This window comes from Pseudomonas sp. BF-RE-22 (genome assembly GCF_019956155.1).
Lineage (GTDB): Bacteria > Pseudomonadota > Gammaproteobacteria > Pseudomonadales > Pseudomonadaceae > Aquipseudomonas > Aquipseudomonas migulae.
Map to the genome: position 1 here is coordinate 159824 of NZ_JAHBDD010000033.1, position 25573 is coordinate 185396.

The following is a 25573-nucleotide window of genomic DNA, read 5'->3' on the forward strand; positions in this document are numbered from 1 at the left end:
AAAGACAGTCAACGGTTGAGCCAATGAAGGCTCTTCCCTCCTAACATGAGCTAACGGAAGCGCTCGATGAATCAGGCGGGCAACATATGAATAAAGGGTTCAGTAAAGTCACCTTTCCAAACGCCTGCCAGCTGATGCGCTGGCATTTTCATCCCATGGGTTTTGAGGCGAGCATGGACGCACCGGGCAGCATGATTGCCCGTCTTTTTGACCGTGCCACGGGCGAGACCATGATCGCCATTGCCGGCATTCCGTGCGCCACTGTCATGAACGCAGCGGACGTAGAACGAATCATTGAAGCGGTGGAGGATGAGCTTGAGTCTTTCATTCCTCCGGTGGCCCTCAAGAGTTATGCCTGAAGGTTGAAGCGCAGCTGCCATAAAAAAAGCCCACATCTTGTGGGCTTTTTTGTGAGTACGGGTTTACGCCGATGTCTTGCCCCGGTGATCGGCAAAAAAAGCCTTGCCCTTGCCGATCCGGTCGGAAGCCTTGGGCATGTTCGCCGCCTGGGTGTCCTGGCCATCGACATACCAGTAGCAATGGCTGACCGCCCGGGTGATGCCGACATAGGCCAACCGCAGAATCTCGTCTTTTTGCGCGTTATCGTAAGCTTCGTTGTCGCCAGCCTTGCCCAGACCCGCCATGTGGTAGACCTGATTCTTGTAGGGCGAACTGGTCAGGTGCTGGCAGTCTCCCAGCAGAAACACCGCGTCGGCCTGAAGGCCTTTGGCGCTGTGATAGGTCAACTGCTTCAGTCGTCGTGACTCGTACGGCAAGCTAGAATCCACATTAACTACAGACTGAATATGCTCTTGTATCAATGACTTATCGCTGCTTTTTCGATAAAGCATCAAGATTGTATCGCCCTGCCTGTAGTGCTCCATCAACCGCCTGGCCAAGCCTTGATCATCCCGATCGAGCACGTTGACTGGCAGCAGCGCTTTCGACTCGCCACTGGCCTTGGCCTTCTTGCCGGCGATGGCCGGCGCGGCGCGTACGATGTGTTCGGCGGCATCGATGATGTGTTGATGGCTGCGATAGTTGTCGCTGAGCATGACCTTGGTCGTGCTCGGCGAAGGAAACTCCTTGTTGAAGTCCATGAAATACGTCGGCGAACTGCCGCGCCATCCATAAATGGACTGCCAGTCATCGCCCACGCACAGCAGCGACGAACGCTGAGCGCCGCGTCCCACATGCATGGCCGGGCCACGACTGCGAATCTCGGCGAGGCTGGCGCGAATCCAGGAAACAATCTGTGGCGATACGTCTTGAAACTCGTCGATCATCAGGTGCGACAGCGGTCGCAGCAGTTCATCGCTCAACAGCTTCTGGTTTTCCGGGGAATGCTCGCTGAACAAGGCGAACATGCGGTTGTAGGTCATCACCGGAGGCTTCTGATCCAGCAGATGATCTTCCAGGGCTCGCCAGAACAGGCTCAAGGCCTCGAAGAAAAACCGGTCCGGGTCGTCCTTGGCGAAGCTCATCTTGCCCACGGCATTCGGAACATCCAGGCCAAGGTTTTCGATGAACCCGGCCGCCGCGACAAAACAGTCCAGCAACGGCGCGGAACCGAGCTCGCCCTTGACCTTGTAATCGAACCCCGGCCCGGCGCTGGCATCGCCCGCAAGGGAGGCCAAAACACGCTTTGAAGTTTCATAACTATCTAGCCATATCAAAGGCTTACGACAGAAAGCTTGAAACAGGGTTCGCTTTACCGCCCATTCCGCGCGGACGCTGAGCTTGGCATTCGGGCGGCTGACCTGCGGGTTTTCCCGAGGATCGAAACCCAGCACGACCCACGCGTCCAGGCTCGGGATATAGCCATGACAATGAAAGGTCGAGCCATTGATATCAAACGACTGGCGATTGGGCTCGATGCCTTTGATGGGCCAGGCACCCGCGCGAAACCACAAATCTTCAATCAAGTCGCACAGTTCTTCATCACGCTTGGCGGCCAGTTCGGTCACGGCCATGCGTTTTTGCACGTCCGGGTGATCGCGCTCCAGCTCCTTGAGCTGCAAGGCATGGCGCGACAACGGCTTGATCAGTTCGCGAAAGCGCTCATCACGCGTGTGCAGGTTGTGATAGCAGGCGTTGAGCTGCTGACGCTGGGCGTCGTTGATGCGCAAGTCGAAAGGATTGCTATCGGCCTCATCATCAGCGCCTTGCACACGGTTGCTGAGGTTTTCGAACGCTTGCAGCCGCTCGAAGCCCGGCAGGCTGCGCACCATGGGCAGGATTCGCGAATGGAAGGTGCGCACCAGGTCCCGCGCCTCCTTGAAACCGAGCGGCCGACCCCAGAGCGCAAACATCTCGATCAGTTTGTTGATGAAGTCCTTGCGCGACTCCCGTGTAAAGGTCACGACGGTCATTGAGCTCAGCTCAAAGCCCAGATAGTGGGTCAGCAGCAAAATACGCAGTACCAGGGTGGTCGACTTGCCCGCCCCCGCGCCGGCGATGACCGACGTCGATGGCGTATCGCTGAAGATCATTTTCCACTGCGCGGCGCTGGGTTGAGCGTGCGGCGCGAGCAAACGAGCGACATCGGCCTTCATGCGCTTCTTCAGCTCGGCGCTCAATGGCAGGCGCCAGTCGTCGAACAGGTTGTCATCGACGTTGGGGGGGCGGTGTTCGGTGGAGCGCGAGTCACGAATCAGCAACACCTGCCGGCCTTCCTCCAACCCTTCGAGCCTGCCTTCCTTATAGCCGTAATCCACCCCGGCGCTGTGACCGCTGCGAAAACCGTCGGCCTGGCCATGCAGCCATGACGCCCGATGTTGTGCACGCAGACGCGTCAGCCCATGGCCAAAGAATCGGGCGGCCAGGCGCTTGAGCAGCGGCATCTCGGCCAGGGGACGAAGTTCAGGAGGAAGATCGGGGGTGTGTTGCGGCACGCGGGCTGACTCCAGGGTGTGAGGCTGTTGAGGGCTATGGTGTCTGCATTTGCCGTTCAGTTCTAGTGAAATGCTTACAGGTCATTGGCTTATGCGATGAAGTGAAGGCTGGATGAAAATGTTTCGAGGTGATTTGATATCAATTTATTCGATTGTATTGAGGCATTTTTTACGCTTTTTATCGATCAGTGCCTGATAGATGATGCTCGCCATTCACCACCCCTTTCAGGAGACGATCATGCTCGAACTCAGACCCTTCAACTCCCTGGGCGGCGCCCACCATGGCTGGCTGGATGCTCATCACCACTTTTCGTTCGCCGAATACTACGACCCTGAACGCATGAACTGGGGCAACCTTCGGGTGTGGAACGACGACGTGATCGCCTCGGGTACCGGTTTCCCGAAACACCCGCACCGGGACATGGAAATCATCACGTATGTCCGTGAAGGTGCGATTACCCACGAGGACAACCTCGGTAACAAGGGCCGCACCGAAGCGGGCGATGTGCAGGTCATGAGCGCCGGCACCGGGATCGCTCACAGTGAGTACAACCTGGAAGCGACTGAAACCAGGATCTTCCAGATCTGGATCATCCCGAACGAAACAGGCCTGGCACCGTCCTGGGGTGCGAAACCGTTCCCTAAAGGCCAGCGCGAGGGCTTTGTGACCCTGGCCAGCGGCAAGGCCGGCGACGATCAAAGCCTGCGGATCCGTGCGGATGCGCGCCTAGTTGCGGCGAACCTGAAGGCTGGCGAGTCTGCGGAGTATCTTCTGGACAATGGCCGCCGTGCTTACCTGGTTCCGGCGACGGGCGTGATTGAAGTCAATGGCTTGCGAGCACAAGCTCGAGATGGTGTTGCGGTGGCTGATGAGCAGGTGTTGCGCGTGACGGCCATTGAAGACAGTGAGATTGTTTTGGTGGACCTGGCTTGATTGGGTAAATGCCGGGCAAAAAAAGGGGCGACTGTCATAGTCGCCCTTTTTTTTGCTTCGGGATTTGCGGCGTGTCTGATGCCGCCATCGCCGGCAAGCCGGCTCCTACAGAGATTGCGCGAGCCCTGTAGGAGCTGGCTTGCCAGCGATGGGGCCCTCAACTTATTTCGCAGAAATCGCGCCATCCACCAATGTTTGAGCTTCGGCAACCAACTGCTTGAGGTGTTCGTCACTGATGAAACTCTCGGCGTAGATCTTGTAGATGTCTTCGGTACCCGACGGACGCGCCGCGAACCAGCCGTTTTCGGTCATGACTTTCAAACCGCCGATCGCCTGGTCATTACCCGGCGCGTGGCTGAGGATGCTCTGGATCGCTTCGCCCGCAAGCTGGGTCGAGGTGACCTGCTCCGGTGACAGCTTGCTCAGCAAGGCTTTCTGTTGCGGATTGGCCTTGGCATCGACCCGCACCGAGAACGGTTCGCCCAGTTCATCGGTCAACGCGCGATAGGCCTGGCTCGGGTCGCGACCGGTGCGGGCGGTCATTTCCGCGGCCAGCAGCGCCGGGATCAAGCCGTCCTTGTCAGTGCTCCACACACCACCGTCCTTGCGCAGGAACGAGGCGCCGGCGCTTTCTTCGCCGCCAAAACCCAGCGAGCCGTCGAACAGGCCGTCCGCAAACCATTTGAAACCGACCGGCACTTCGTACAAACGACGGCCCAAACGCTTGGCCACGCGATCGATCAAGCCACTGCTGACCACGGTTTTACCCACGGCTGCATCGGCGCGCCATTGCGGGCGGTTCTGGAACAGGTAGTCGATGGACACTGCCAGGTAGCTGTTCGGCGCGAGCAAACCACCGGACGGCGTCACGATGCCATGGCGATCGTGATCCGGGTCGCAGGCGAACGCGACGTCAAAACGCTCTTTCAGGCCGATCAGGCCTTGCATGGCGTGGCTGGACGAAGGGTCCATGCGGATCTGGCCATCCCAGTCGACCGTCATGAAGCGGAAGGTCGGATCGACCTGCGTGTTCACCACGTCCAGATCCAGCTTGTAATGCTCGGCAATCGCCGACCAGTAACGCACCCCTGCTCCGCCCAGCGGATCGACGCCCAGACGCAGTTTGGCGTCGCGAATGGCGTCAAAGTCGATCACGTTGATCAGGTCGGCGACATAGGTGTTGAGGTAATCGTGACGGTGCGTGGTGCTGGCCTTCAGCGCCTGCTCGTAGCTGATGCGCTTGACGCCGGCGAGCTTGTTGCCCAGCAGCTCGTTGGCCTTGGCTTCGATCCACTTGGTGATGTGGGTATCGGCCGGGCCACCGTTGGTGGGGTTGTATTTGTAGCCACCGCTTTGCGGCGGGTTATGGGACGGCGTGATGACGATGCCGTCTGCCAGGCCCGAGGTGCGGCCACGGTTGTAGCAGAGAATCGCGTGGGAAATCGCTGGTGTCGGGGTGTACTCGTCACCCTCGGCAATCATCACCGTCACGCCGTTGGCGGCCAGCACTTCGAGGGCGCTGGCGCCCGCCGGGGTGGACAGCGCGTGGGTGTCGATGCCGACGAACAGCGGACCATCGATGCCCTGGGCTTCGCGGTACAGGCAGATCGCCTGGCTGATCGCCAGAACGTGCCATTCGTTGAAACTCAAGTCGAACGAGCTACCTCGGTGCCCGGACGTGCCGAAAGCGACACGCTGGGTGGAGATCGCGGCATCGGGCTGGCCGGTGTAATAAGCCGTTACCAGTCGCGGGATGTCGACCAACAACTCTGCCGGTGCCGGTTTGCCCGCAAAAGGACTGAGTGTCATGCAAAACCTCTGAATAGAGTGGTTCAGGAATAGGGACGCAGTTTACTGGCAGTTTGACCGCAACGCGATGGGATCGATCCACGGACGCAAAGGATGTTTTGCGAACATGCTCAGTCTACCGATTCCAGGCGCAAGGCATCGCCGAGCAGGCTCAGTGCAGCGGCTAGATCATGATCACCGCCAAAGCTATGACTGAGGCGAAAGTGTTGCGTGTGCAGGCCCTGCAAACTGAACAGCTCGCCCGGAGCAATCACCACCTGATGCTTGAGCAGGCGCTGAAACACCCGCCGCACATCGACCTGTCGCAGGGAGCGCACCCAAATCGTTGCCCCACCCTGAGGCTCGACAAAATGCAAGGCATCGCCCAGGCGCTCCTGCAACAACTGCGTCATCTGCACCTTGCGGTCCTTGAGCAACCTGCGCAGCACATGAAGGTGCTGGTCGATCCGTCCGTTACCGTACAAACGGGCAATGGCTTTCTGGCGAATCGGCGACAGGCGAAAGGCACGCAGTAAAAAGTGCCGCTGCAATTCGGCGCTGAAATGCCGTGACAACAGAAAGCCGTAGGGCGCTTCCGGGCCGATGATTTTCTCGAACGTGGAAAACACGATCAGCCGCTCAGGGTCGAGCAGATCGCGAAACCGCAAGCCGCCCGGTTCGAATTCGAGTTCGCCGTAGCAATCGTTTTCCAGCACCCAGCTGCCATGCCGTTCGAGGAGCTGCGCAATGGCTTGTCGGTTGTCGTCATCTGCGAGGCTGCCTTGCGGCATGTTCAAAGCGGATGACAGCACGACTAACCGCACCGGGTGGGTCTCCAGCAGCTTCTTGAGCTGTTCGACGTCTAGCCCGCCATCGGTTTGCAGCGGCAATTCAATCACCTGGACATCGGCGGCCTGAAGCAAGCGCAGAATCGCCCAGTCACATGGAGACTCAAGGACCACCGCGGCGTCTTTGAGGCTCAATACGGCGATCAGTATTTCCAGGACGCCGCGCAAGTCGGCGCCAATGTAAACGTCATCGGCATGCCAGCAGCGTACCGGCGTTGTGGTGTAACGCGCGGCCAGGGCGGTACGCAGTTCCAGTTCGCCGCAGGGCTGCGAAGGTGGTTGCGGCTGGCGCGGATACTGACGCAGCAGCTCCCGTTCCAGCAGCAATAACGGACTGTCGAGGGGTTGCAACAATGCCGGTTCATCGGCACTCAACACCAGCATGCCCGGGCACCTGGCACTGAAATAAACGCTTTCGAGCAGGTCATTGCCATTGCCGGGCGCATTGATGGCGGACACCGGCAACGCGTAATAGCCGGATTTGGCGACCGAATACACGCGCCCTTCTTTCTCCAGCAACGAATACGCGTACTGAATCGTCGAGATCGACACGCTCAAACGATCCGCCAACTGACGCAACGACGGCAGGCGCACGCGCGTGTCGCTGACCGGTTCATTGATCAAGTGCGTCAGGTATCGGTACACCGCCTGATAAGCAAAGTCGGTCTCGCGTGGTCCTTTCAATGTCCCGCTAACCCTTCACCCGCCACCGCGGCATCATCGCCAAAGTTGGCGCCTTCCGATGGCAGGTCCACGCCATCAGCATCCGGGTCAGCCACCCTGCCCTCGACCCCTGGCACCGGCCCCATCCGGTAAAGTGTGCCGAGCAGGCCGACGGGCAGCCCGCTGACGTCGACCATCCATTGCAGAATCTGCTCCGACACCGGATTGCCCTGCATTGCCCGGTGCAGATCAGGCATCGCCACCAGCATTCCGGGATGACACTGACGCAGAAAGCGCTCAAGGGCAGCACCGTTTTCGACAAAGGGTGCGAAGAGCAGGCACACCAGCTGAGCCTCGGTCAAACCGAGGCTTTTTTGCGCCTCGGCCGCGGCCAGCCCACGCTGCTCGGACAGCCTCGCAGGGTTACCGAACACCGCCACTGCCTGCTCGCACAAACGCTCCGGGAGTCGCTTGCGGCGCATCATCACCAACGCCCGTTGCAAGTATTCGGCGACACCCGCCTCATAGCTGCGACCGTGCACAAAGCACGCTTGCAGCCCCCGCACGTGTGCGGATATCGAAAGGCTGACGAATTCGTTGTCGCTGATCTGAGCCGCCAGTTCGTCAGGTTGAAAACCGAGAAACTCGGTGAGCAGCGGCCAGCGCTCTTCGAGGTTGCTGACCAGCATGTCTTGAATGTCGATGAACGTGGTACGGCGACAGGCCTCGAAGCGCTCGGCCGGCCGCCACGCCGCCTGCCCCTGTTCGGCATAAAACGCGCGATAGCAGTCACTGCCGATCTCATCGAGCAAGGCAAACAGTTCATCAAAGCCTGTTTCAACAGGACTTGAGGTCTTGAGCCCGGCCTTGGCCGCCGCCCGCTTCAAGCCTTCGAGAAACTGCTTTTGCTGACGTGACGTGTCACTGCTGACCAAAGCATCGACGCCGCCGTCCCAGCGCGCGATCTGCCCATAGAACTCGCCGGTCGCCAGATAGCCGTCGTCCCACAGATCGATTGGCCCGTTCCAGGTTCGACGGTGGCCCACCATCAGCACATTGAGCCGATTGGCTTCTCGACCGGCATCGGAGATCGGTGCCGGGTGGCTGAACGGCAACACTTCGCGGTTATCCACCATCAACACTTCGACCCGTGGATCGTCGTAGAGAAACAACGAACTGTAGCTGCGATGGATATTTTCCTGGGCCATCGAGCTGGCACCGTTCATTCGCAGGGAGGCCACGCGCAACTGGAACGTGGCGGGCGCCCGGCCGGCAATGCTCAGTTGTGCGGCGCGCAGCAGCGCCAGGGTGTAGCAACTGTCCCGCGAGCCGGACTGGATCGCCAGCACCTTGTAATCGCCAATGCGCTCCATGCCCCCCGCGGCGACCACCAGACGCTGGATCATCAGTTGCAATGCCGTGCGTTCGGCCCGAGAGAAAAAACTCAGCAAGCGTTGCAGCATTTGCTGGTAGACATAGTTCATCGCCTGGTCATGGATATGGGTCATCTTTATTTACCTGATGCTCGTAAGTTCAGTACTGCATAAACAGCAATATGCACTGCACAGCGGATTGTCTGACACGGATGAAGTGCTGGACATTATTGTCAAAGGCTAGCACTTATACTTTTGGTAATTATTTGAAATAGTTGATCGCCGACGCTGCATACGCCGAAGCCGGATGGCGCAAAAGCCCCGTACCACCGGCATCTGGCGACTTAACAGAACATCCTAGGAAATGTCCGACAACGTCCCACATATAGGTAGTACAAGAAATAAAGATAGAAGCCGCACATGTCTTTTTGAAAGCTGCGCAAAGAACTACTGTTGGTCGGATATCTATTAACGATGTGCGTTGAAAAGTATCAGCCTGACACCCAGACATGACTCATTCCTTGAGATGAAAGTAATCATTCAATTATCAAGGCTTAGATGCTGATTAGAAGATACAGATCGAGAGCAAAAACCAGTTCAGTTGCTGAACTGACCCATCGACAGATCGATGAGACGTCTCGATTTTTTGCGAGGGGCAATAAAAAAGTCCGTGCAGGCACGGACTTTTTCAGGGGCTGTTACGCAGGTTCGACCTGAAGGGCGACCCGCTCGCGGCATGGGCATTCGTCCATGTAGCGGTGTGCTTCGACAAACTCGGAAAACGGGAAGACCCGAGTCTTGAGCGGCAGCAGCACGCGATCGGCGGTCATCTGGTTGATGTCGCGCAAGGCCCGTTGCAGTGCGACCTGGTCCTGAATGATGCCCAACTCCGGCTTGCCGGTGAAATTACCGATGCAGTGTACAAAGAACTGAATGTTCTTCTGGAACGCTGCGCAGGCCGGGAATGGCGTCTGGTTACCCCCTTGCAGGCCATACAGCACCAGGCTGCCGCGAGGCGCGAGCACATCGCCGAGCAGCGACATCTGCGGGCCGCCCAGGCCATCGAACACCACATCGACACCGCGGTTATCGGTGATCTTGTTGATCCGCATGAGCAGATCTTCTTCCTCGGTGACGATGACTTTCTCGGCACCCAGCGACAGCAGGTATTCACGCTCTTCGGCCGTTTTCGTGGCGGCAATCACCCGTACACCCAAGGCTTTACCCAATTGGACGAATGAAGGCCCGGCGCAGTGGCTCGCGTCAGTCACCAGGGCAAATTGCCCAGGCTTGACCCGTGCCAGATCGGCATAACCAAAGTAAGCAATCAACAGCGGCGTGTAATGCACCGCCGCTTCAATCGGGCTCAGCACGTCCGGATAACGGGTCAGTGCCGAGCGCGGCAGAACGATTTGCTCGCCATAGACGGGATAGTCGTTCGGACTTTCAGCCGGGAAACTGGCGACCTTGTCGCCAACCGCCAGGTCATCGACGCCATCGCCAACCGCCGTCACGACGCCGGACATTTCATGGCCAAGGCCTGAAGGCAAGCGAGCATGGGAGGACGCCAGGTTCTGGCGCCAGAGTATGTCGTACCAGCTGATGCCAATCGCCTCGACGCGCACCTGCACTTCGCCCGGTGCAGGGAGAGCGGCCGCATGCTCTTCGCATTTGAGCACCTCGGCTGGACCAAACTTGTGAAAACGGATCGTGCGGGACATCGCAAACCTCGTCAAAGAAACCTCTAATGCCCTGAACTCTATCTGGGCTTTCTACCCAAGACTATCAGTGGCTATTAATAGTCGACATGCCTGTCATTGATTCCGCAGCGCCGGCGACATCTTCAAATGTCGTAAGAAACCGAAGCAGCCTTTGTAGGAAAACTGAATTACTCGGTGCAGAGTAGCAGCCTTTCCCCGTAATATTCATGCCGGCCATTGTTCTCATATGGCTGCTCCCGTCAAGCTTGATGACTCTGCCAGGACTCCAGATGAATCGTAATGACCTGCGTCGTGTCGACCTGAACCTGTTGATCGTTTTCGAAACACTGATGCACGAACGCAGTGTGACCCGCGCTGCTGAGAAATTGTTCCTCGGCCAGCCGGCGATCAGTGCGGCGCTCTCGCGCCTGCGCGGGCTGTTCGATGATCCATTGTTCGTGCGAACCGGGCGCAGCATGGAACCGTCCGCGCGGGCGGTGGAGATCTTCGCCCTGCTCTCCCCGGCCCTGGACTCGATTTCCACGGCTGTCAGCCGCGCAGCGGAGTTCGACCCGGCGACCAGTACGGCGGTGTTCCGCATCGGCCTGTCGGACGATGTCGAGTTCGCTTTGTTGCCGATGCTGCTCAAGCGCCTGCGCGCCGAATCGCCCGGGATTGTGCTGGTGGTGCGGCGGGCCAACTACATCCTGATGCCGAGCCTGCTGGCCTCGGGCGAGATTTCAATTGGCGTCAGCTACACCGCCGACCTGCCGGCCAACGCCAAGCGTAAAGTGCTGCGCCGCAGCATGCCCAAACTGTTGCGTGCCGATACAGTGCCGGGCCCGTTGAGCCTGGATGATTTCTGCGCCCGCCCCCATGCGCTGGTGTCGTTCGCCGGTGACTTGAGCGGCTTTATAGATGAAGAGCTGGAAAAGCTCGGACGCAAACGTCACGTGGTACTCGCGGTGCCGCAGTTCAACGGACTCAGCACGCTCCTCAGCGGGACGGATATCGTCGCGACGGTGCCGGATTACACGGCTGACGCATTGACGGCAGCGGGCGGCGTGCGGGCAGAAGACCCGCCGTTGCCGGTGCGCAGCTTTGAATTGCACATGGCCTGGCGTGGGTCGCAGGACAATGATCCGGGTGAGCGTTGGTTAAGGTCGCGGATTCAGATGTTCTTCGGCGACCCTGAGAGTCTTTAGGCGTCGTCTGGCAGGCTGTTCGGCTGATCATTTCTGCCTTTCCACAAACCATGGAGCTCCATTCACTTCCGGTGGATTGCTACATTGGGGGCACATCTGAGGGCATGCTTTGGATGGTTTGAAAAGGATGCCCCCAACCGGAGATGCTCAGCGCTTTCGGCAAAGTGCCTAATCGAGGATGGCAAGCTGATCAGCGGGCAGAATCCGGCGAGCTCTGAAGCTGTGTCGAAAGCACTGGTCGCCCAGCTCAAATAATCTCTGTGTCAGCCTAGATTCGTGAAAAGTTCAGGCGCGGCAAAGCACCACCACCCATGATTGCGATCACGCAAAGCACACTGCTTTCATGACAGGCTTTGTGCTCCCCTCCCTTTAGCCCCACATTGGCATAGGTCAAGCGCGCTGCAGAGCTGCTCGTGTAGCATAGGATGACACATCCAAAAATCGAAATTCCAAGAGGCTAATGTGAAAATCTATACAGCCAGGACGCTCGTAGAATTCGTAGGCATCATTGATAGCTTAAAACCTGAAGAACCCAATTCACTGTGGTTCCGCGGCCAATCGAGTGCCAGTCACCGGCTCATACCTGGGGCACTGCGAAATATCCATCAGTCTCACGACCACCTTGGCCAAGAGGTTGACGACACGGCAGTAAGATTCAGCAGTGGAGGAGTCTTCTCTGGCCCGAACTCCGAAAAAATGCTTCAGGACTTCAAACAGCTAGGCAGACCATTTCTGGAGCAGCAACCCACGAACGAATTCGAGTGGATGTTTATCGCTCAGCATCACGGCTTGCCGACGAGGCTGCTCGACTGGTCTACCAATGCCCTAGTGGCATTGTATTTTGCAGCCCAGGGCGCTCAAGTGCGCGAAGGCGATGGAAAGCCTGAGTGCGAGCGATTTGAGGACGATAACTTCAGTGCGGAAGGCTTCGCGGTATTTGCCATTGAACCAACGAAGATCAATGAACAAACGATTCTGCAGTCCAAGACGATTGATATCGCTTCACACGCAGAAAGCTGGGACAAATACATCGATCCCTTCACAAAAGATATAACCACGCTGCCGGTATGTATCACCGCCCCCCACATGACAACGCGAATCCGGGCCCAGAGCGGTACATTCACACTTCATGGTGCGCAGATCGCACCACTTGACTACTACAACGCTTTACAAGACCTCATCTCAAAGATTTTCATCCCGTACACGTCTACCACAGCGATCCTGGCCAGCTTGGGAAAATTAGGCATCAACGAAAGCTTCATCTATCCCAGTCTTGATTCGATCGCCAAAGACGTCGCAAAGACGGCCAATCAGACATACGCCAGTACACGAAGCAGAAAGTCAGATAAACGATCCGCTCGTTGATCCTGAGTCTGCGTTAGGTACTGCTGGTAGAATCTGGCGCAATACCTGCCTACCAATTTTGACGATTGGCGGCGTTCCATGGCAGCCAGCCTGCCACGGTACCCCGCCAGTCTGGGCCAGCAGCACTGTTCATCGCGGAGTACCTGCACCATGCTCGATCCTTCCCCTGCTGACTCGCTGAGAAACCTCAAGGTTTCCTTTCTGGGTGGCGGCAACATGGCTTTTGCGCTCATTTCAGGGTTGATTGCTGGCGGAGTAAGTCCGACCCAACGTATGTGTGCGGTCTAAGGAAAGCATGGTGCGTCTGTGTGTTGCCTACGGTGTAAACACCCAGAGGGTGCTGGATCAGGCTTTCGCTCAGAACGACGTCCTGGTCTTGGCTGTAAGAGCCTCAACAATTGCGTGCTGTTCTACCCCAACTCACCCCATTGCTCGGCAACAATCTGATCATCAGTTTGCTCGCTGGTGTGCGGCTGGGGACTCTGGAGCGCATGCGCCCTTCCGAGTCCACTCCGAGCGATCGGCAGACACATGGGTAGATCCTTAGATTACGTTTGAGCATCGCCATCTTCATGCTGTAGGCGTACGCACTACCAAGTCCCGGAAAGTCGATGGCCATGGAAGTTTGGAACATCCGTACCGGGGAAGTGCCTGCAGTAACTAATCCGAACGCACCCTCAGAGAGGGTGTCGTTCTTCCAAGCAGAGGAACCTGCTAGACGCCTGCCTCTAAACCTGAGTAAATCGGCAGGTCAACGCCTGAGCCATCGGGCTCAGGTACAACATCGCCGGGCAACGGCCCTCAAGGGTGCAGGGCATCAGGGAGGATGTGGTCATGGATCGGACACTGCTGGACGTGCTCAGGCAGGTCGAACAGGGGGAAAATGATTTTTCACCTGCTGATCACACCCGAGAAGCGCTGCAAGCCTTTCAGGGGACGGCCAAGGCACTCGACTATGCCTGCAAAAAGGGCTTGATCAAGAAACAGCTGCCGCACATGGAGTCGTTGGGTGGTGATCTGCTTTGCAGTCAGGTCATCGTCATCGGTGGGCTCACTTATGAAGGCGAGCAGTTGTTGCGAGAAGCCATCGGACAGTTGGAACCCGTCGATTACCATCTGGGCGAACTGCTAGGTCGTTTAGGGGATGAACACCTTGATACGCTGTGGGCGAAAGCACTCAACCGTCATCCCAACGACCCAGCCGGCGCCCTGACAGCCGCAAGAAGCTTCTGGGAGGCGACCCAAAAATGGATTTTGATCCAGCATGGGAATGACCGCCACCTACAAGGAGATCAGTTGTTCAAGGCAACCTGCAAAGTCCTGCGGTTAGACCAGCGCCCTCCGAAGGTGCAACAAGCCGTCCAGGACATGGCCACCCTGATGAAAACTGTTGGGGATTTACGCAATGAGTTTGGTGACGCGCATGGTCGTGGAAGTGCTGCCTACAATCTCAGTGAAAGCGTGGCCACCATGTGCGTGAATTTGGCCGGTACAGCCTGCCTATTTTTACTACAGCAACATCTTGCGGTTTATCCGCCAACCGCAGGCACGAGTTCGGCATAGGGCAGCGACATAAGCTGCCTCAGCCATCTCCAGCCAGCAGATAGGATGCTCATTCGAGTCGGATGCTGAAGCATTCTCTAGGCACGGGAGAATCTCGACGAAACCGAACGGCCCGAGCATCACAGCCCCAGGTCTGCACTGATGTGGTCGTCCACCATGGCGTCCGTGAGGTGCCCGTCGAAGATCAATTTCCGACGCAAAGCGTAGAAAAGATGCCACCGCAATTCCGGGCGAATCTCTACACCCTCACCCCGATCATCCATGTGACGGACTGGCTCACCGTTCGCCCGAACGTTCAATACATCGTCCATCCTGGCGGCACTGATCACGTGGACAACGCTCTGGTCGCTGGCATCAAGCTAGAGACCAAATTCTGATTAACGCTCGCTCTGGTGTGGGTTTTGGGCAGCTTTGCTGCCCTTTTTTTATGGGTGAAATTTGCTGCCAACGATGGGCTAAAGAAGGGTCTTGATGGTACTGCGGCCCAGGCGGCCATCAATGTGGCAACCGGTAGGATTGTTTTGGATTGGCAGACGAGACCACCGCTCACAGATATTGAGCCAGCCCTACAACAGCTTCTGCTGGACGGTCAGGTCTGCTTTAGACTCAGAGGTAGCGTCGACCTTGTGAGTGCCGCCGGAGACCTCTGGTATTTGACCTCTCTGATCGGGGCTCCCTGGCTCAGATCTTCCCCCATCGTCTTCGCTTTGAGGATCGGACTGGTCGTGACAAATTCCTTCAGCCGGCGCAGCACTTGAATGAAGGTCATCAGGGCTGCTTTTGGACAGGTCGTCGCCCTTAAGCATCAGGGATGCTTGCTCCCCCCCCTCCTCGCCATCAAGTGCCATTTCCTCTTCCGCCTCAAGCACGCCTACAGACGCGGAGACCAGTCGGGGATAGTCTTCCCTTGCCCGCAACACGATTACTTTTGAAAGCTTACTTAGGTGACACTTGAGCAAATTGGCACGGTCGATGTCTGCGTGCGAATTCGCAATCATCAGATTCGCCTGGATCTTCGGTTCATTGGCCAGCTCGTCTGTAGCAGTTGGGTATGGCACAGCCAACCAACGCTCGTAGTCCAGCGCAGCTCTGGAGGCGTGGAGACTGCCTCCCTTGAGGTCAGATTGAATCATCACGACGCCCTGGGCTAGGCCAGCTTGTGTGCGATCACGCTTTACGAACTGGGTGGGCAATGCTCCCTGTCCAAATCGGTACTCGGAAACTAAAGCGCCTCCGCTATTCAAGATTTCTTCGGCCAGCTTTCGATGCTGCGACGGAGCAACGGTCTGCAACCCGTGAGCCAGCACCGCGACGGTGTGTCCCCCAGCCGCGATGGCCGCTCGATGAGCTATCCCGTCACATCCCAGAGCCAGCCCACTCACTACGCTCCAACGCTGGCCACAAAAGAATTCGGTGATTCGGTGAGTGATCATCTCGCCATGTTTCGTAGGCTGTCGGGTGCCAATGATCGCTACGGACTTTTCAGGGGTTTTGAATAGAGTGCCTTTGACAAAAAGGATAAAGGGATCGTCTTTGGTGGCGGAAAGCAAAGCTGGATAGCCTTCATCCAGAGCACTGATGATGTACGCGCCTGCCTTCTCAGACGCTTCGCGCTGCTTGTGTGCAAGCTCTTGAGCCAGCTCCCATGCACTGGGGTCAGCAACCGCCTTGGCTATAGCAGGTATTCTCTGCGACAGCTCAATGATTGGAGCAGACTCCAAGCCATGAGATACAACCCGTCGAAGGGTTGCAGGGCCCACCCCGGACAACATGGATAAGGCGAGCATTTTTTGGGTTGAAGGCGAAATCGTGATCATTGAGTATTGATGGCCTTTGTCAGCGAAAGGCAAGTAACCTGCCTGGCCCCGGCTGCCATTAAATATTTCCTAGCGTAAATGAGTGAAGCCCCTGTGGTGGCGACGTCATCAATGACTACCACATGCTTATTCTCGTAGCCAGATCCTGCTATGACCTCCAAGTGATTCCTAACGTTCTCAATCCTCTGCTCCTTGCTCAGGCCCTCGCCATGGTGAGAGAGCACTCCCTCGCGATACCGCATGAGGTCAGGGGTGAACGACACCCCAGCATTCACAAGTGCTCTCTGAGCATGGACGGTCGATAGCTGGGTCAGCATGGCCTCCAAGCGCCTGGTTCTGCCCGGCTTTGCGGGTACAACGGTCACTACGAGAGAGCTACCAAAGGTGAGATGCGGGTTTCTCCGCACCAAATTCTGGAGGAAAGCGCCTATGGCCGCTACCCAATAATTAGGAACGACCAAGGCATTCTTCATGGCATGGATATCATTGGTGACTTGGTGCCAATTCGCACGATGCTGCGCCTGGGTAGAGAAATGCCGTCCTAGGTAATGGATGTCATGCTTCTCTCGCTCGTGATCGAAAGCGCCGAATTTCTCGATGCGCGCGAAAGGATGGCGGTTCGGAATGGGGGCACACGCGGTCTGCTGCAGCCTCTCTGCCACGGGCAGGTAAGACATGTGGGAGTCGAGCGTGGTCTGTAAATCGGCAGCGCTACTAATGATTGCGTCAGGCATTCTTTCCAAAGCCTTCCAATCATCTCTGCGACGCGGGGCTGGCGTTCTTGGCCAAGTGGTGGTGTCAAGAATGACTTGGCAACCTGAATCGTAGGCGGCTCGTATATCCACGGGTGAATCCCCCACCATCCAAACGGTACTGGGATCGGGAATATTGAACCTTACCATAGCCCTACGAATACCCTCTCCGCTTGGCTTGGGTTGAGGAGTGTCCTCGAACGCCAGGAGGAAGTCCCAAGCCAGCCCGGGATAGGCAAGATCCAGCAGGGTTTCGGCGTAATGCCTTGGCGACCTCGTAAAAACACCAATCCGGACGCCAGGGTATCTTGCACGCAGGATTATGATGGCGAAAGCAGAATAGACAACTCGGCCAGGATCTTGACGGTAAGCGGCGCGTAGATCATCCACGTACTGCTGCGACTGCCTGCCCAGAAACTGCTGACCACGAAATCTCTGCTCCAGGTCACCGGTACGGATCAGCGTGTCATCCAGATCAAAAATCAAAAGCTGTACCGCCATGCTGTCGTCCTTGATACGTTGCGATTTCAAGACAACTAACACGGATAAAAAGCGCCAGCAACATCAATTTGCCACTAATTCGTCCAGTTAATAATTCGGGGAGCCCTTCTAGAACGGGAAACGCCTTGAGCGCCCCTTTTAACACTCAGCATCTCAGACAACGCGCACGGACATGCGAGAGCTTGAGCCACTGGTGAAGGCGCACTGCAAGGGAATGGACATGCTCCAACGGTCGACAGGAACGTTGCACGTTGGGAGGTGAATAGCGGCGTTAGAAGGATGGCAGTGCAAGTCTGCTGGGGATGGCAAGCGATCGAGCTCAGGGCAAGCTTTTCGCTGATGAGAGGGTATCCGGGCAATGGCTGACCCTGGTCGGTATCGGCTTCAGTAGCCTGGTCGGGGGCTATATCTCAGATAATTTCGGTCGAAAGAAAGCGCTGATTGCGGCGCTGATTACCTTTGGCATATTCACCGCGGCTCTGTCTGTCGTACCGAATTTCGCGTGCTTCCTTATGCTTCGATTCCTCGCCGGCGTTGCCCTGGGGTCGGTGTGGAGTGTGGTTTCCGCCTATATCGTCGAAACATGGCCAGTCGAGAGTAGAGGCCGTGCTGCCGCCTTCGTGATCAGCGCATTTCCAGCCGGGGGTGCTGTAGCGGCACTGGTCTCTGGTTACTTCTTGCCTGACTGGCGACTCATGTTTTTGGTGGCCGGCATCGCTGTGCTGCTGCCCGTTTCAATCATCCTGTTCACTTTCAAAGAGTCCGCGACCTGGGCAGAACAGAAAGCACAGCATGCATCTAACACAGTGGTTGTGCGGGACGTCTTTGCCTGGCCACTGCGTCGTACCACCATTTTAGGGACGCTCATGGTAGCGTTCGCGCTGACCGGGTACTGGGGCGCGATGACCTGGTTACCGACCTACCTAGCCGTGGAGCGGGGATTGTCTTCATCTTCCGTGGCCTACTTCGTTACTATCCTCAACATCGGGATGTTTGTCGGCTACAACGGGTTCGGCTTCTTGGCTGATCACATTGGCCGTCGTCGCACCATCATCATCACGCTTCTGGGGGTAGCGGCAGTGATGCCGATCTACGCCATCACCAGTAACCACAATGCGTTACTGTGGCTTGGGCCATTGTTCGGCCTCTTCACCGCGTTCTTTGGTCTCTTTGGTTCCTACCTCAGCGAGCTTTTCCCTACCCGGGGTACGCTCCACCGGCGCCGGCTTCTGCTTCAATGTCGGGCGGGGAATAGTCGCGATGTCGCCGTTCCTGCTCGCGGGAATCTCGGGTGCCATTGGCTTCAGTGGCGGCCTGATCGTATGCGCCTGCTTCTTTGCCTTGGCTGCAGGCGTTGCACTCGTTCTACCCAAGAGCGGTGCGCATGCAGATCAGATTGAGGGGGCTCCTACGCAGGCCTCCCCCGCCGTCACCCGCTCCCAGCGTGCGTGAATCGAACGCAGGGGTGCCGTGGAGGTCGAGCCCCTCTGATAGAACAGGATTGTCTTGGTTGCTCAACCAATCAGGCCTGATTTGAAATCCAAGCGCTGCAGCGCGCGAAAGGATTGGTTGATACCAGTTCTTTCGCGCACAAGCAGATTGACGCCCGTCAGCCGGTGTAGAAATGAAGCGTGTCCCATCGATGCTTGGCAGCAAGCGTCCAATCATGTCACCTCCCCTCCCGAAAATTCTTGTCGACCTGACATAGTTCCACCCATGGACAATGGAACCGGACATCCGTTTAGGTGGGAACGATCTCCAATGAGAGGCGATATCGGAAGGATCAGCGTGGTGCATAAAACTGCCAAGGCCAATGATGGCTCAGCGACCCATCGCAGACTGGCCATCGACGGCAACCTCGCCCTTATCTCAACACGAACGGCACAAGGCCTATCCACACGAAATTTTTTGAGGCTATAATCTCGTTATTCGAAACCAGAGAATCACTCAATGATTGAACCCCGCAGCCTTACCATTCCCAAGTTGCTGATCCAGCACGTCCCGCGCGACCTGATCATGGGCGTTGAAGACGCCTGCGAGGTCGGTGCAGTTCGCGCCCATGAAGCGACAAAGGACATGGACGAGAACCATCGTAAGAATGCGTTGGGCCAGATGCGGGCGTTTTTCATGAATGAAGCGTTTGACGAGACCCTGCGCGCCGCGGATGCCGTCCACACCCCGCTCAAAGGCAACAGCGTTGTCGTGGGGCATGCTGGAATTTTCAAATTCAGCCGGGTGAACATGTCCTCGGAGACCTGGAACAACTGTGGTCGCAGCGCGATCCGCCGTCAGCTTGCCGAGGCCAATCAGTCGATTACCCAACTGGTGCAGCCTTCGCTTTTTGCTGCGGAACCTATCACCACCGCTACGTTCTTCTTCGTAGCGTGCTTCAGCGGCTCGTTGACCAACCAACCTGAACGGCCACTGGAAATACACATCGCAGTGCCAGACACCAAAATGAAGGGCTGGCTTTTCCGTGAGCCATTGGGCCGGTTCCTGGCTCGCTACGACGAGGCGCCTCAGTTGCAAGTCGACCTGGCAACGCCGAAGCTCAAGAAAGGCCTACTCGAAACAGGACAGCAGACAGCATCATGAGTCGTGGAATTACAGGGTTTGAGCCGGGGCGGCTGATACAAGCGCTTTCGGCACGCGGCCTTTCTCAAGTTGCCCTGGCCAGTATGGTCGGGGTTTCACCTGCTACCGTGAGCAAGTGGAAAAATGGCCAGCAATCCCCTGAAGCTGAGGCGTTGACGAGCCTCTCCCAGGTCATCAATGTGACCCCGGAGTGGTTCACTCGCCCCTTACCAGAGAAGTGCTCACTCCCACTGTTCAGGAGCAACGCCTCGGCGCATTCCGACGCTCGAAAAATGCTCGAAGCCCGGTTGGAGTGGGCCCAAGACATCGCGCTGGCCCTCAGCGAATTCGTGGATTTTCCTGACGTGAATTTGCCTGTGCGCTCATTCACTGATCCGGAGCAGATCACGAGCGCGGATATCGAGGAAGCTGCAGATGAATGCCGCGCGCTGTGGAATCTGGGGCGACGCGCTATCCCAGATCTGGCCATGGCAGTTGAAGGCGCTGGGGTAATTCTCGTTCGTGAAGAAACAGGCATCGCGACAATCGAAGGCCTTTCTTCCTGGAGCCAGGCTTTGGATCGCCCGATGATATTGCTGTCAGCGGACAAGCAAAATGGCTTCCGTAGCCGTTTCGACTTGGCTCATGAGTTGGGTCACCTGATCCTGCACAAAGGCATCGAGCGCTCGACCGACCCTGTTCGACACAAGATGATGGAAGACCAGGCTCACCGATTTGCGGGTGCGTTCCTGCTCCCGGCTGAAACCTTTGCCGCCGATGTGCGAAGCCCGGTCACGCTGGACAGCCTGCTGTTGCTAAAGCAACGATGGGGCGTATCCGTTGCCGCCATGTTCATGCGCCTTTGGGCCTTGAAGATCATCGACGACGAAACCAAGAGTTTGCTCTTCAAGCGCCGCTCTGCTCGTTGGGGCGTCAAGGCTGAACCGGGTGATGATGGCCGTGCACCGGAGCAAACTCGACTCCTCAAGCGCACCATTGAGCTATTGGCGTCATCAGGAGTTATGCCCGTCGATGCGGTATCTAGCTACATTGGCTTGTCGGCAACTGATATCGAGATGCTTAGCGGCTTGCCTCTGCGCTACCTCAGCGGCAACGCTGCTGTGGTGCATCTGGCCAAGCTCAAAAATGTTGATGCTCCCCATGCCAAGCCTGCGAGCGAACCAGGGGTTGTAGTTCCGTTCACCCGGGGTCGCTGACCCTGGGGCCGAGGTGATCAGCCTCTGATCAGAAGTGCCAATACCGACTGAAGGCCCTTTGCAGGAGAATGCACCCGGTACTCTTCTGCCCTCTGACAGCGGGCCGGGCTCATGTGGTTCAAGTAATTTGAATTAATGGTTGCTTCAGACTGAATGCCGTCCTCGGATCAAACTGTTTCACGATTGATGTGGCCAACATCACCCTTATATCACTTACGGACTGAATGACCGGAACGCGGTTAAATTTACGCAAGGAAAAAGCATGCTTTTGTACAAGTATCGATCCGCAATGGGGAGCGCTGACAACGACAACACACGCCGAATTTTTTCGTCGTCTAGTTTGTATTACGCCAAGGCCTCAACCTTCAACGACCCCTTCGACGCACAAGTCAATGTAGAGCCTAACTCGTCCCGAGCAGAGGCCATAGACCGACACTGGTTAATATTGCGCGAGCGAGCCCGTAAAAGGGGCGGCTTTATCGACAGCGTTCAAGGTACACACTCGAATGCGAAATTCAACATCGAGCGCATATACGACAAGGTATTGAACGACACCCATATTGATCACGACCGATACTACCGGGACATGATCGACTCATTCGGAATAGTGTCGTTAGCGGAAAATCCCGACAATCTTCTGCTCTGGGCTCACTACGCCTCCAACCACTATGGAATGTGCTTGGGATTCGAGTGGGACGAGACAGGCCTACCACCGGCTGAAGAGGTCATCTACCAGAATCGCTATCGCACGCTCGAATACTATTCACACACTGAAGCTGAATTCGCGGCGATTTCTCTTTTGCAGAAGTCGTCTGACTGGGCATATGAGCGCGAGTGGCGTTCGGTGGCTAAACCCGAAATGGAGTACAACAGCAGCTTTGCGCCTGATGAACACTACGAACGAGAACTAGAGCTGCTTAGGTCGAATCCAAGCCAGTCACCCTACTACTCCGAAGAGCAACTCAAAGAAAAATACACATTCCTAGTGGGTAATGTGACGATTGAAGGTTCTGGGTCCAAGGTTTTCAACCAAAGTGCTCTTAAGGAAGTCGTGTTTGGCATGCGCATGAGTCATGCCGACGTGAAAGACCACATCAACGCAATTGAAACCTATGGGTTCAAGCCAAAATTTTTCCAGGCTCGCAAGAATCCGAAGCGGTACCAGGTGGATATCCACGAACTCTAAGGCGTCGCCCTTCTTGGGTGTTGTGCCGATCAAGGGGTGAACCTTCGCCCACCATGAAAGACCGTAGCGCTGGGTTTTGGTCATGGACACTCAGCGCGCTGGCCAAATCCAGTGCAAACGACTCGTCAGGTTGAATGCAATTGAGAGGTCGTTGGCGATGCAAACGGTTGCTCAAGTGGAATGCAATCACGCACTCCGCGGTTGATGCCAAGGAACGCAGGAAGAACACGTCATGTCAGTCAATTACCCAACCCTTGATGAAGCCCAGGAAAAGCGGATTGCTGCTGTCCATGGCGGCTTCCTGTATCAACATCTATTCGCGGTAGCGTGCCTGCTCAAAGCCAAGGCATCAAACGTCCTGAGTGTGGTGATCGAGCGAGATGAGGACGTCGAAATCGTGCTCGCAGATACCCGGATTTATGTCCAGGTTAAAACTCGCAGCGATCCCCTTATCCCGAGCGACCTCGGCACCGCTCTAGATCGGTTTCAGCTACTCCGCGAGCAGCACGAGCAAGGCCTTCGACACGGCACTCCTCTTTTCGTGGTTGCCTCTAACCAGTCCCCAGGCCCGAAACTCGGCACCCAAATAAAGCATGGTGAATTGGGTGATGATGTGCAATTCATCCATCCGGGCGAGACGCTCCCTGCGGAGTTTGCGTGCCTACCGAGTTGCTGGACTGATCTGAGTCACGCGGTGGCCGACTGTGTGAAGCTGGCAGAGACGATTCCTCATGGGGCATTGGTACCCGAATCGCTGGTATGGAAACTGGCGGGAAAGGTGCAAGCCGCCGCCACTGGGCACCAGAACCTAGGTGGTTACACCTTCCACTCAGAATCGCTGCCTGCCCTGTTCGAGCAGCTACTGACGCAGTTGCAAAGATTGCCGGCGCTTCAAACCCACTATCTCCCGCAGATTGACGAGCCTGCACTCATCAACGGTGAGCGCATTCGGATCATCTGCGGCTTCTCCGGTGCGGGCAAAACATCCTGGTGCGCTCAGGCCGCAATGCACACCCCGGAACCGTGCATCTACTTCGATGCACGTGAGACCGCGGGCCCAGCGTTCGCAAGATCCCTGGTGAGGGAGATCGCCGGCGGACTAGTCGACAAGCCTCATGAAATTGGCGAACTCTTCGCCCCAGGCGCATCTGGCATCGACGCGATGACAGCGCTGGGTCGCCACTTGGAGATCCAAGGCATAGAGCCACTGGTGATCGTCGATAACGCTCATGAAATTCCTGCGGCAGACCTACAGGCCGTGTTCGGTTGTACCACGCATATGCGCTTCATCCTCCTGTGCCAACCCGTCGGATCGATTCAGGAAGTGGAGCAACTGACGGGGGTGCGTCGGGAGGTGCTTCAGGGGTGGAGCCTGGACTCCGTGGCGGCAGAGGCCTCTCGCCTGGGTGCCAGGGGTAACGTTGAGACCTTGGAAAGGCTGCGCGTACTGACTGCCGGCATGCCTCTGTATCTCCAAAGCGCCACCAGACTCGCAGCCAAAGACTATGCGGGGGATCTATCCGCGCTTTGTACCGCGCTGGAGCAACAAGCCACGCTGGAGACGACCGCACAGGAACTCATTCTTGCCAAGGTGTACCAGGGGCTCCCAGAAACGAGCCTGCACATCGTTACCCTTCTGAGCATGGTCGATGTCGCCATTACTCAAAACGAGCTGCAGAGCTTGATGGCAGCTTACGCAACAACACCTACTGCTGGGGTTAATCAGGCCATCCGAGCACTTCGTGCGCTTGGCGTCCTGGAGGTGCAAGGCAGCCTCGAAATCAAACTCCACGATGCTATGCGATTGGTTGGAGCAGGCGGGTTGCACGCCGTGGCAGACCCACGCTTGCTGGCAACCAAGGTGGTGCTCAAAGATCTGCTTCTGACCTCCCTGAAGCAAACGCGTAGCCATCATAAGCTCAGGCTGCTCATCAAGACGTTGATCGATCTTGAAGACAGCGAGTTTCTCATTGAGCTGGCCGGGGAAGAGCTATTCCAGGAGACGGGGCTATCGTCGCTGCTCATCGATTATCTCGAAAAGGCGTCCACCTCATCTGATCTTGATGCCGAGACTAGATTTTGGGCGTTTGACTCTCTCCTCTTCATTACGAATCGAACAGAGAACCCGGAACAGAAATCGATCTATCTGTCCTCAATGGCCCAATTGGTTGCCAACCATCAGCTGTCAGATCGGGCATTGCTTTCCTACCATCAAAAGGAAATGGAGTGGCAAGGCTTACAGCAGAACGCCAAAGGTGTTCATGACGCTATCGAACTCATCAAGAAATTACCCGCTCTGTCTCAAGATCAGCGTCGTACTTTGGATTACTGCAGTGCAGTGGCGCTATGGCGAGTCCATCAATACAGGGCAGCCGAAGTATTGATCGAGAAAGTCATCAATGAACATCTCAAGCTGCTCCACATGAATGAGCAGTGGATCCATGGGCGCCCGACTAACTCAGTCATCGAACACCTCCGCGAGGTATCTGCAGATGCAACATTGGTAACCCACCTTGCGAACGCCTACGAAGTCAAAGCACTCCTACTAAAGAAACGAGGGGTGAACCCACAGCTCTATCGTCTGTATGCATGGAAATTTTTTGTGTGTACGCAGTCATTCAGCTCAGTGGTGAGGACTGGCCTGGACGCTGCTCAGGACATGATGGATATGCGTGACTTTCAAGCTGCACGGACAATGGTGGGCACCAACATTATCCCTCTCATCAAGCAAGCACATTTACTAGGTGAGCTCTCCAGTGCTCGCAGTTTCTACGCTGTGATCTTGGCCTACTGCAGAGACTTTGAATCCGCCGACCGCGAGATGGCATCAATCGCACCGTTTCGCGCAGGGTTCACAGATGCCCAACGCCATGAGTTTGACTCCCAGCTGAGCTTGATCGAAGACATTCGAGCGGGTCGAGTAAGGTAGCCCTGAAAACATTGATGCCCTTCCGCTTGGGGGGCACTCCACCCGCAGAGCCTCGGACGTTCAGAAGAAATAGCTGTCTCCTTACCCACAACCAAGCCGCCACTCTCAATGCATGGACTGACAGACACTGAAAGCGGGGACGTAGGCGTCCGACTCAGGCACCTTCCAAACCGAACGACTTGGTGACCTGACTTGCTCCTAAAACATTGCCGTGTTAACCATTTTTTTAGACTGTAAACCTACGTCGTTTACACCACAAAAAAC

The 25573-nt window shown here is 56.6% G+C and carries 17 protein-coding genes and 1 pseudogene; 11 read left to right on the forward strand and 7 right to left on the reverse strand.

Annotation, left to right across the window (positions count from 1 at the left end; translation table 11 throughout):
• Positions 1-86: 86 nt before the first annotated feature.
• Entirely contained in the window at positions 87-359 is a 273-nt protein-coding gene (locus KGA82_RS17350; RefSeq protein ID WP_192227150.1) for a DUF1652 domain-containing protein, read from the forward strand.
• 63 nt (positions 360-422) lie between these two features.
• On the opposite strand, the gene KGA82_RS17355 is transcribed toward KGA82_RS17350, so the two are convergent.
• Positions 423-2894 carry a UvrD-helicase domain-containing protein gene (locus tag KGA82_RS17355; protein ID WP_223451500.1) on the reverse strand — a complete coding sequence of 824 codons (2472 nt, stop codon included), beginning with the start codon at positions 2892-2894 and terminating at the stop codon, positions 423-425.
• 238 nt (positions 2895-3132) lie between these two features.
• Between KGA82_RS17355 and KGA82_RS17360 the strand changes: the two genes are divergently transcribed.
• Positions 3133-3828 carry a pirin family protein gene (locus KGA82_RS17360; RefSeq protein ID WP_223451501.1) on the forward strand — a complete coding sequence of 232 codons (696 nt, stop codon included), beginning with the start codon at positions 3133-3135 and terminating at the stop codon, positions 3826-3828.
• 162 nt (positions 3829-3990) lie between these two features.
• On the opposite strand, the gene pgm is transcribed toward KGA82_RS17360, so the two are convergent.
• From pgm to KGA82_RS17380, 4 genes are all read right to left on the reverse strand, one after another.
• Positions 3991-5637, reverse strand: coding sequence for a phosphoglucomutase (alpha-D-glucose-1,6-bisphosphate-dependent) (pgm, locus tag KGA82_RS17365; protein WP_223451502.1), 1647 nt, complete (start codon positions 5635-5637; stop codon positions 3991-3993).
• Between the two features lie 110 nt (positions 5638-5747).
• Positions 5748-7148: a PLP-dependent aminotransferase family protein gene (locus KGA82_RS17370; RefSeq protein ID WP_223451503.1), complete on the reverse strand. Its 1401-nt coding sequence runs from the start codon at positions 7146-7148 to the stop codon at positions 5748-5750.
• Positions 7145-8635 (reverse strand): hypothetical protein, encoded by a 1491-nt coding sequence (locus KGA82_RS17375; protein ID WP_223451504.1) that lies wholly within the window; start codon positions 8633-8635, stop codon positions 7145-7147. The genes KGA82_RS17370 and KGA82_RS17375 overlap by 4 nt, the downstream gene beginning before the upstream one ends.
• Positions 8636-9198: 563 nt before the next feature.
• Positions 9199-10221, reverse strand: a complete 1023-nt coding sequence (locus tag KGA82_RS17380) for a zinc-dependent alcohol dehydrogenase family protein (protein WP_008044290.1) — start codon at positions 10219-10221, stop codon at positions 9199-9201.
• Positions 10222-10490: 269 nt separating this feature from the next.
• Between KGA82_RS17380 and KGA82_RS17385 the strand changes: the two genes are divergently transcribed.
• From KGA82_RS17385 to KGA82_RS17400, 4 genes and pseudogenes are all read left to right on the forward strand, one after another.
• Positions 10491-11405, forward strand: coding sequence for a LysR family transcriptional regulator (locus tag KGA82_RS17385; protein ID WP_223451505.1), 915 nt, complete (start codon positions 10491-10493; stop codon positions 11403-11405).
• Between the two features lie 462 nt (positions 11406-11867).
• Positions 11868-12770, forward strand: a complete 903-nt coding sequence (locus tag KGA82_RS17390; protein ID WP_223451506.1) for an FRG domain-containing protein — start codon at positions 11868-11870, stop codon at positions 12768-12770.
• Positions 12771-13604: 834 nt separating this feature from the next.
• Complete coding sequence (locus tag KGA82_RS17395; RefSeq protein ID WP_223451514.1) at positions 13605-14333, forward strand: abortive infection family protein; 729 nt, start codon at positions 13605-13607, stop codon at positions 14331-14333.
• 212 nt (positions 14334-14545) lie between these two features.
• A pseudogene (locus KGA82_RS17400) lies at positions 14546-14710 on the forward strand (carbohydrate porin); the annotation flags it as partial.
• A gap of 189 nt (positions 14711-14899) precedes the next feature.
• Here KGA82_RS17400 and KGA82_RS17405 read toward each other — a convergent pair.
• Both KGA82_RS17405 and KGA82_RS17410 read right to left on the reverse strand, forming a co-directional pair.
• Entirely contained in the window at positions 14900-16183 is a 1284-nt protein-coding gene (locus tag KGA82_RS17405) for a DNA-processing protein DprA (RefSeq protein ID WP_223451516.1), read from the reverse strand.
• Positions 16147-17403 carry an HAD family hydrolase gene (locus KGA82_RS17410; protein WP_223451518.1) on the reverse strand — a complete coding sequence of 419 codons (1257 nt, stop codon included), beginning with the start codon at positions 17401-17403 and terminating at the stop codon, positions 16147-16149. Before KGA82_RS17410 ends, KGA82_RS17405 begins: the two co-directional genes overlap by 37 nt.
• Positions 17404-17705: 302 nt before the next feature.
• Here KGA82_RS17410 and KGA82_RS17415 point away from each other — a divergent pair, with 302 nt between their 5' ends.
• The 5 genes from KGA82_RS17415 (at position 17706) to KGA82_RS17435 (ending at position 25309) form a co-directional block, all read left to right on the forward strand.
• Entirely contained in the window at positions 17706-18803 is a 1098-nt protein-coding gene (locus KGA82_RS17415; RefSeq protein WP_223451520.1) for an MFS transporter, read from the forward strand.
• 550 nt (positions 18804-19353) lie between these two features.
• Entirely contained in the window at positions 19354-19998 is a 645-nt protein-coding gene (locus tag KGA82_RS17420; protein WP_223451522.1) for a hypothetical protein, read from the forward strand.
• Entirely contained in the window at positions 19995-21194 is a 1200-nt protein-coding gene (locus tag KGA82_RS17425) for an XRE family transcriptional regulator (protein WP_223451524.1), read from the forward strand. Before KGA82_RS17420 ends, KGA82_RS17425 begins: the two co-directional genes overlap by 4 nt.
• A 262-nt stretch (positions 21195-21456) precedes the next feature.
• The gene (locus KGA82_RS17430; RefSeq protein WP_223451526.1) at positions 21457-22380 is read left to right on the forward strand and encodes a DUF2971 domain-containing protein; all 924 of its coding nucleotides are present in this window, start codon (positions 21457-21459) and stop codon (positions 22378-22380) included.
• A 232-nt stretch (positions 22381-22612) separates the two neighbouring features.
• Positions 22613-25309, forward strand: coding sequence for an ATP-binding protein (locus KGA82_RS17435; protein ID WP_223451528.1), 2697 nt, complete (start codon positions 22613-22615; stop codon positions 25307-25309).
• The last annotated feature ends 264 nt before the right edge of the window (positions 25310-25573 follow it).

Excerpts from the sequence above, each read along its gene's own strand:
- KGA82_RS17375 (WP_223451504.1), bottom strand. The coding sequence starts at position 8,635 with ATGACCCATATCCATGACCAGGCGATGAACTATGTCTACCAGCAAATG.
- pgm (WP_223451502.1), bottom strand. The coding sequence starts at position 5,637 with ATGACACTCAGTCCTTTTGCGGGCAAACCGGCACCGGCAGAGTTGTTG.
- KGA82_RS17350 (WP_192227150.1), top strand. The coding sequence starts at position 87 with ATGAATAAAGGGTTCAGTAAAGTCACCTTTCCAAACGCCTGCCAGCTG.
- KGA82_RS17385 (WP_223451505.1), top strand. The coding sequence starts at position 10,491 with ATGAATCGTAATGACCTGCGTCGTGTCGACCTGAACCTGTTGATCGTT.
- KGA82_RS17430 (WP_223451526.1), top strand. The coding sequence starts at position 21,457 with ATGCTTTTGTACAAGTATCGATCCGCAATGGGGAGCGCTGACAACGAC.
- KGA82_RS17395 (WP_223451514.1), top strand. The coding sequence starts at position 13,605 with ATGGATCGGACACTGCTGGACGTGCTCAGGCAGGTCGAACAGGGGGAA.
- KGA82_RS17415 (WP_223451520.1), top strand. The coding sequence starts at position 17,706 with ATGGCAAGCGATCGAGCTCAGGGCAAGCTTTTCGCTGATGAGAGGGTA.
- KGA82_RS17435 (WP_223451528.1), top strand. The coding sequence starts at position 22,613 with ATGTCAGTCAATTACCCAACCCTTGATGAAGCCCAGGAAAAGCGGATT.
- KGA82_RS17410 (WP_223451518.1), bottom strand. The coding sequence starts at position 17,403 with ATGGCGGTACAGCTTTTGATTTTTGATCTGGATGACACGCTGATCCGT.
- KGA82_RS17380 (WP_008044290.1), bottom strand. The coding sequence starts at position 10,221 with ATGTCCCGCACGATCCGTTTTCACAAGTTTGGTCCAGCCGAGGTGCTC.
- KGA82_RS17360 (WP_223451501.1), top strand. The coding sequence starts at position 3,133 with ATGCTCGAACTCAGACCCTTCAACTCCCTGGGCGGCGCCCACCATGGC.
- KGA82_RS17425 (WP_223451524.1), top strand. The coding sequence starts at position 19,995 with ATGAGTCGTGGAATTACAGGGTTTGAGCCGGGGCGGCTGATACAAGCG.
- KGA82_RS17420 (WP_223451522.1), top strand. The coding sequence starts at position 19,354 with ATGATTGAACCCCGCAGCCTTACCATTCCCAAGTTGCTGATCCAGCAC.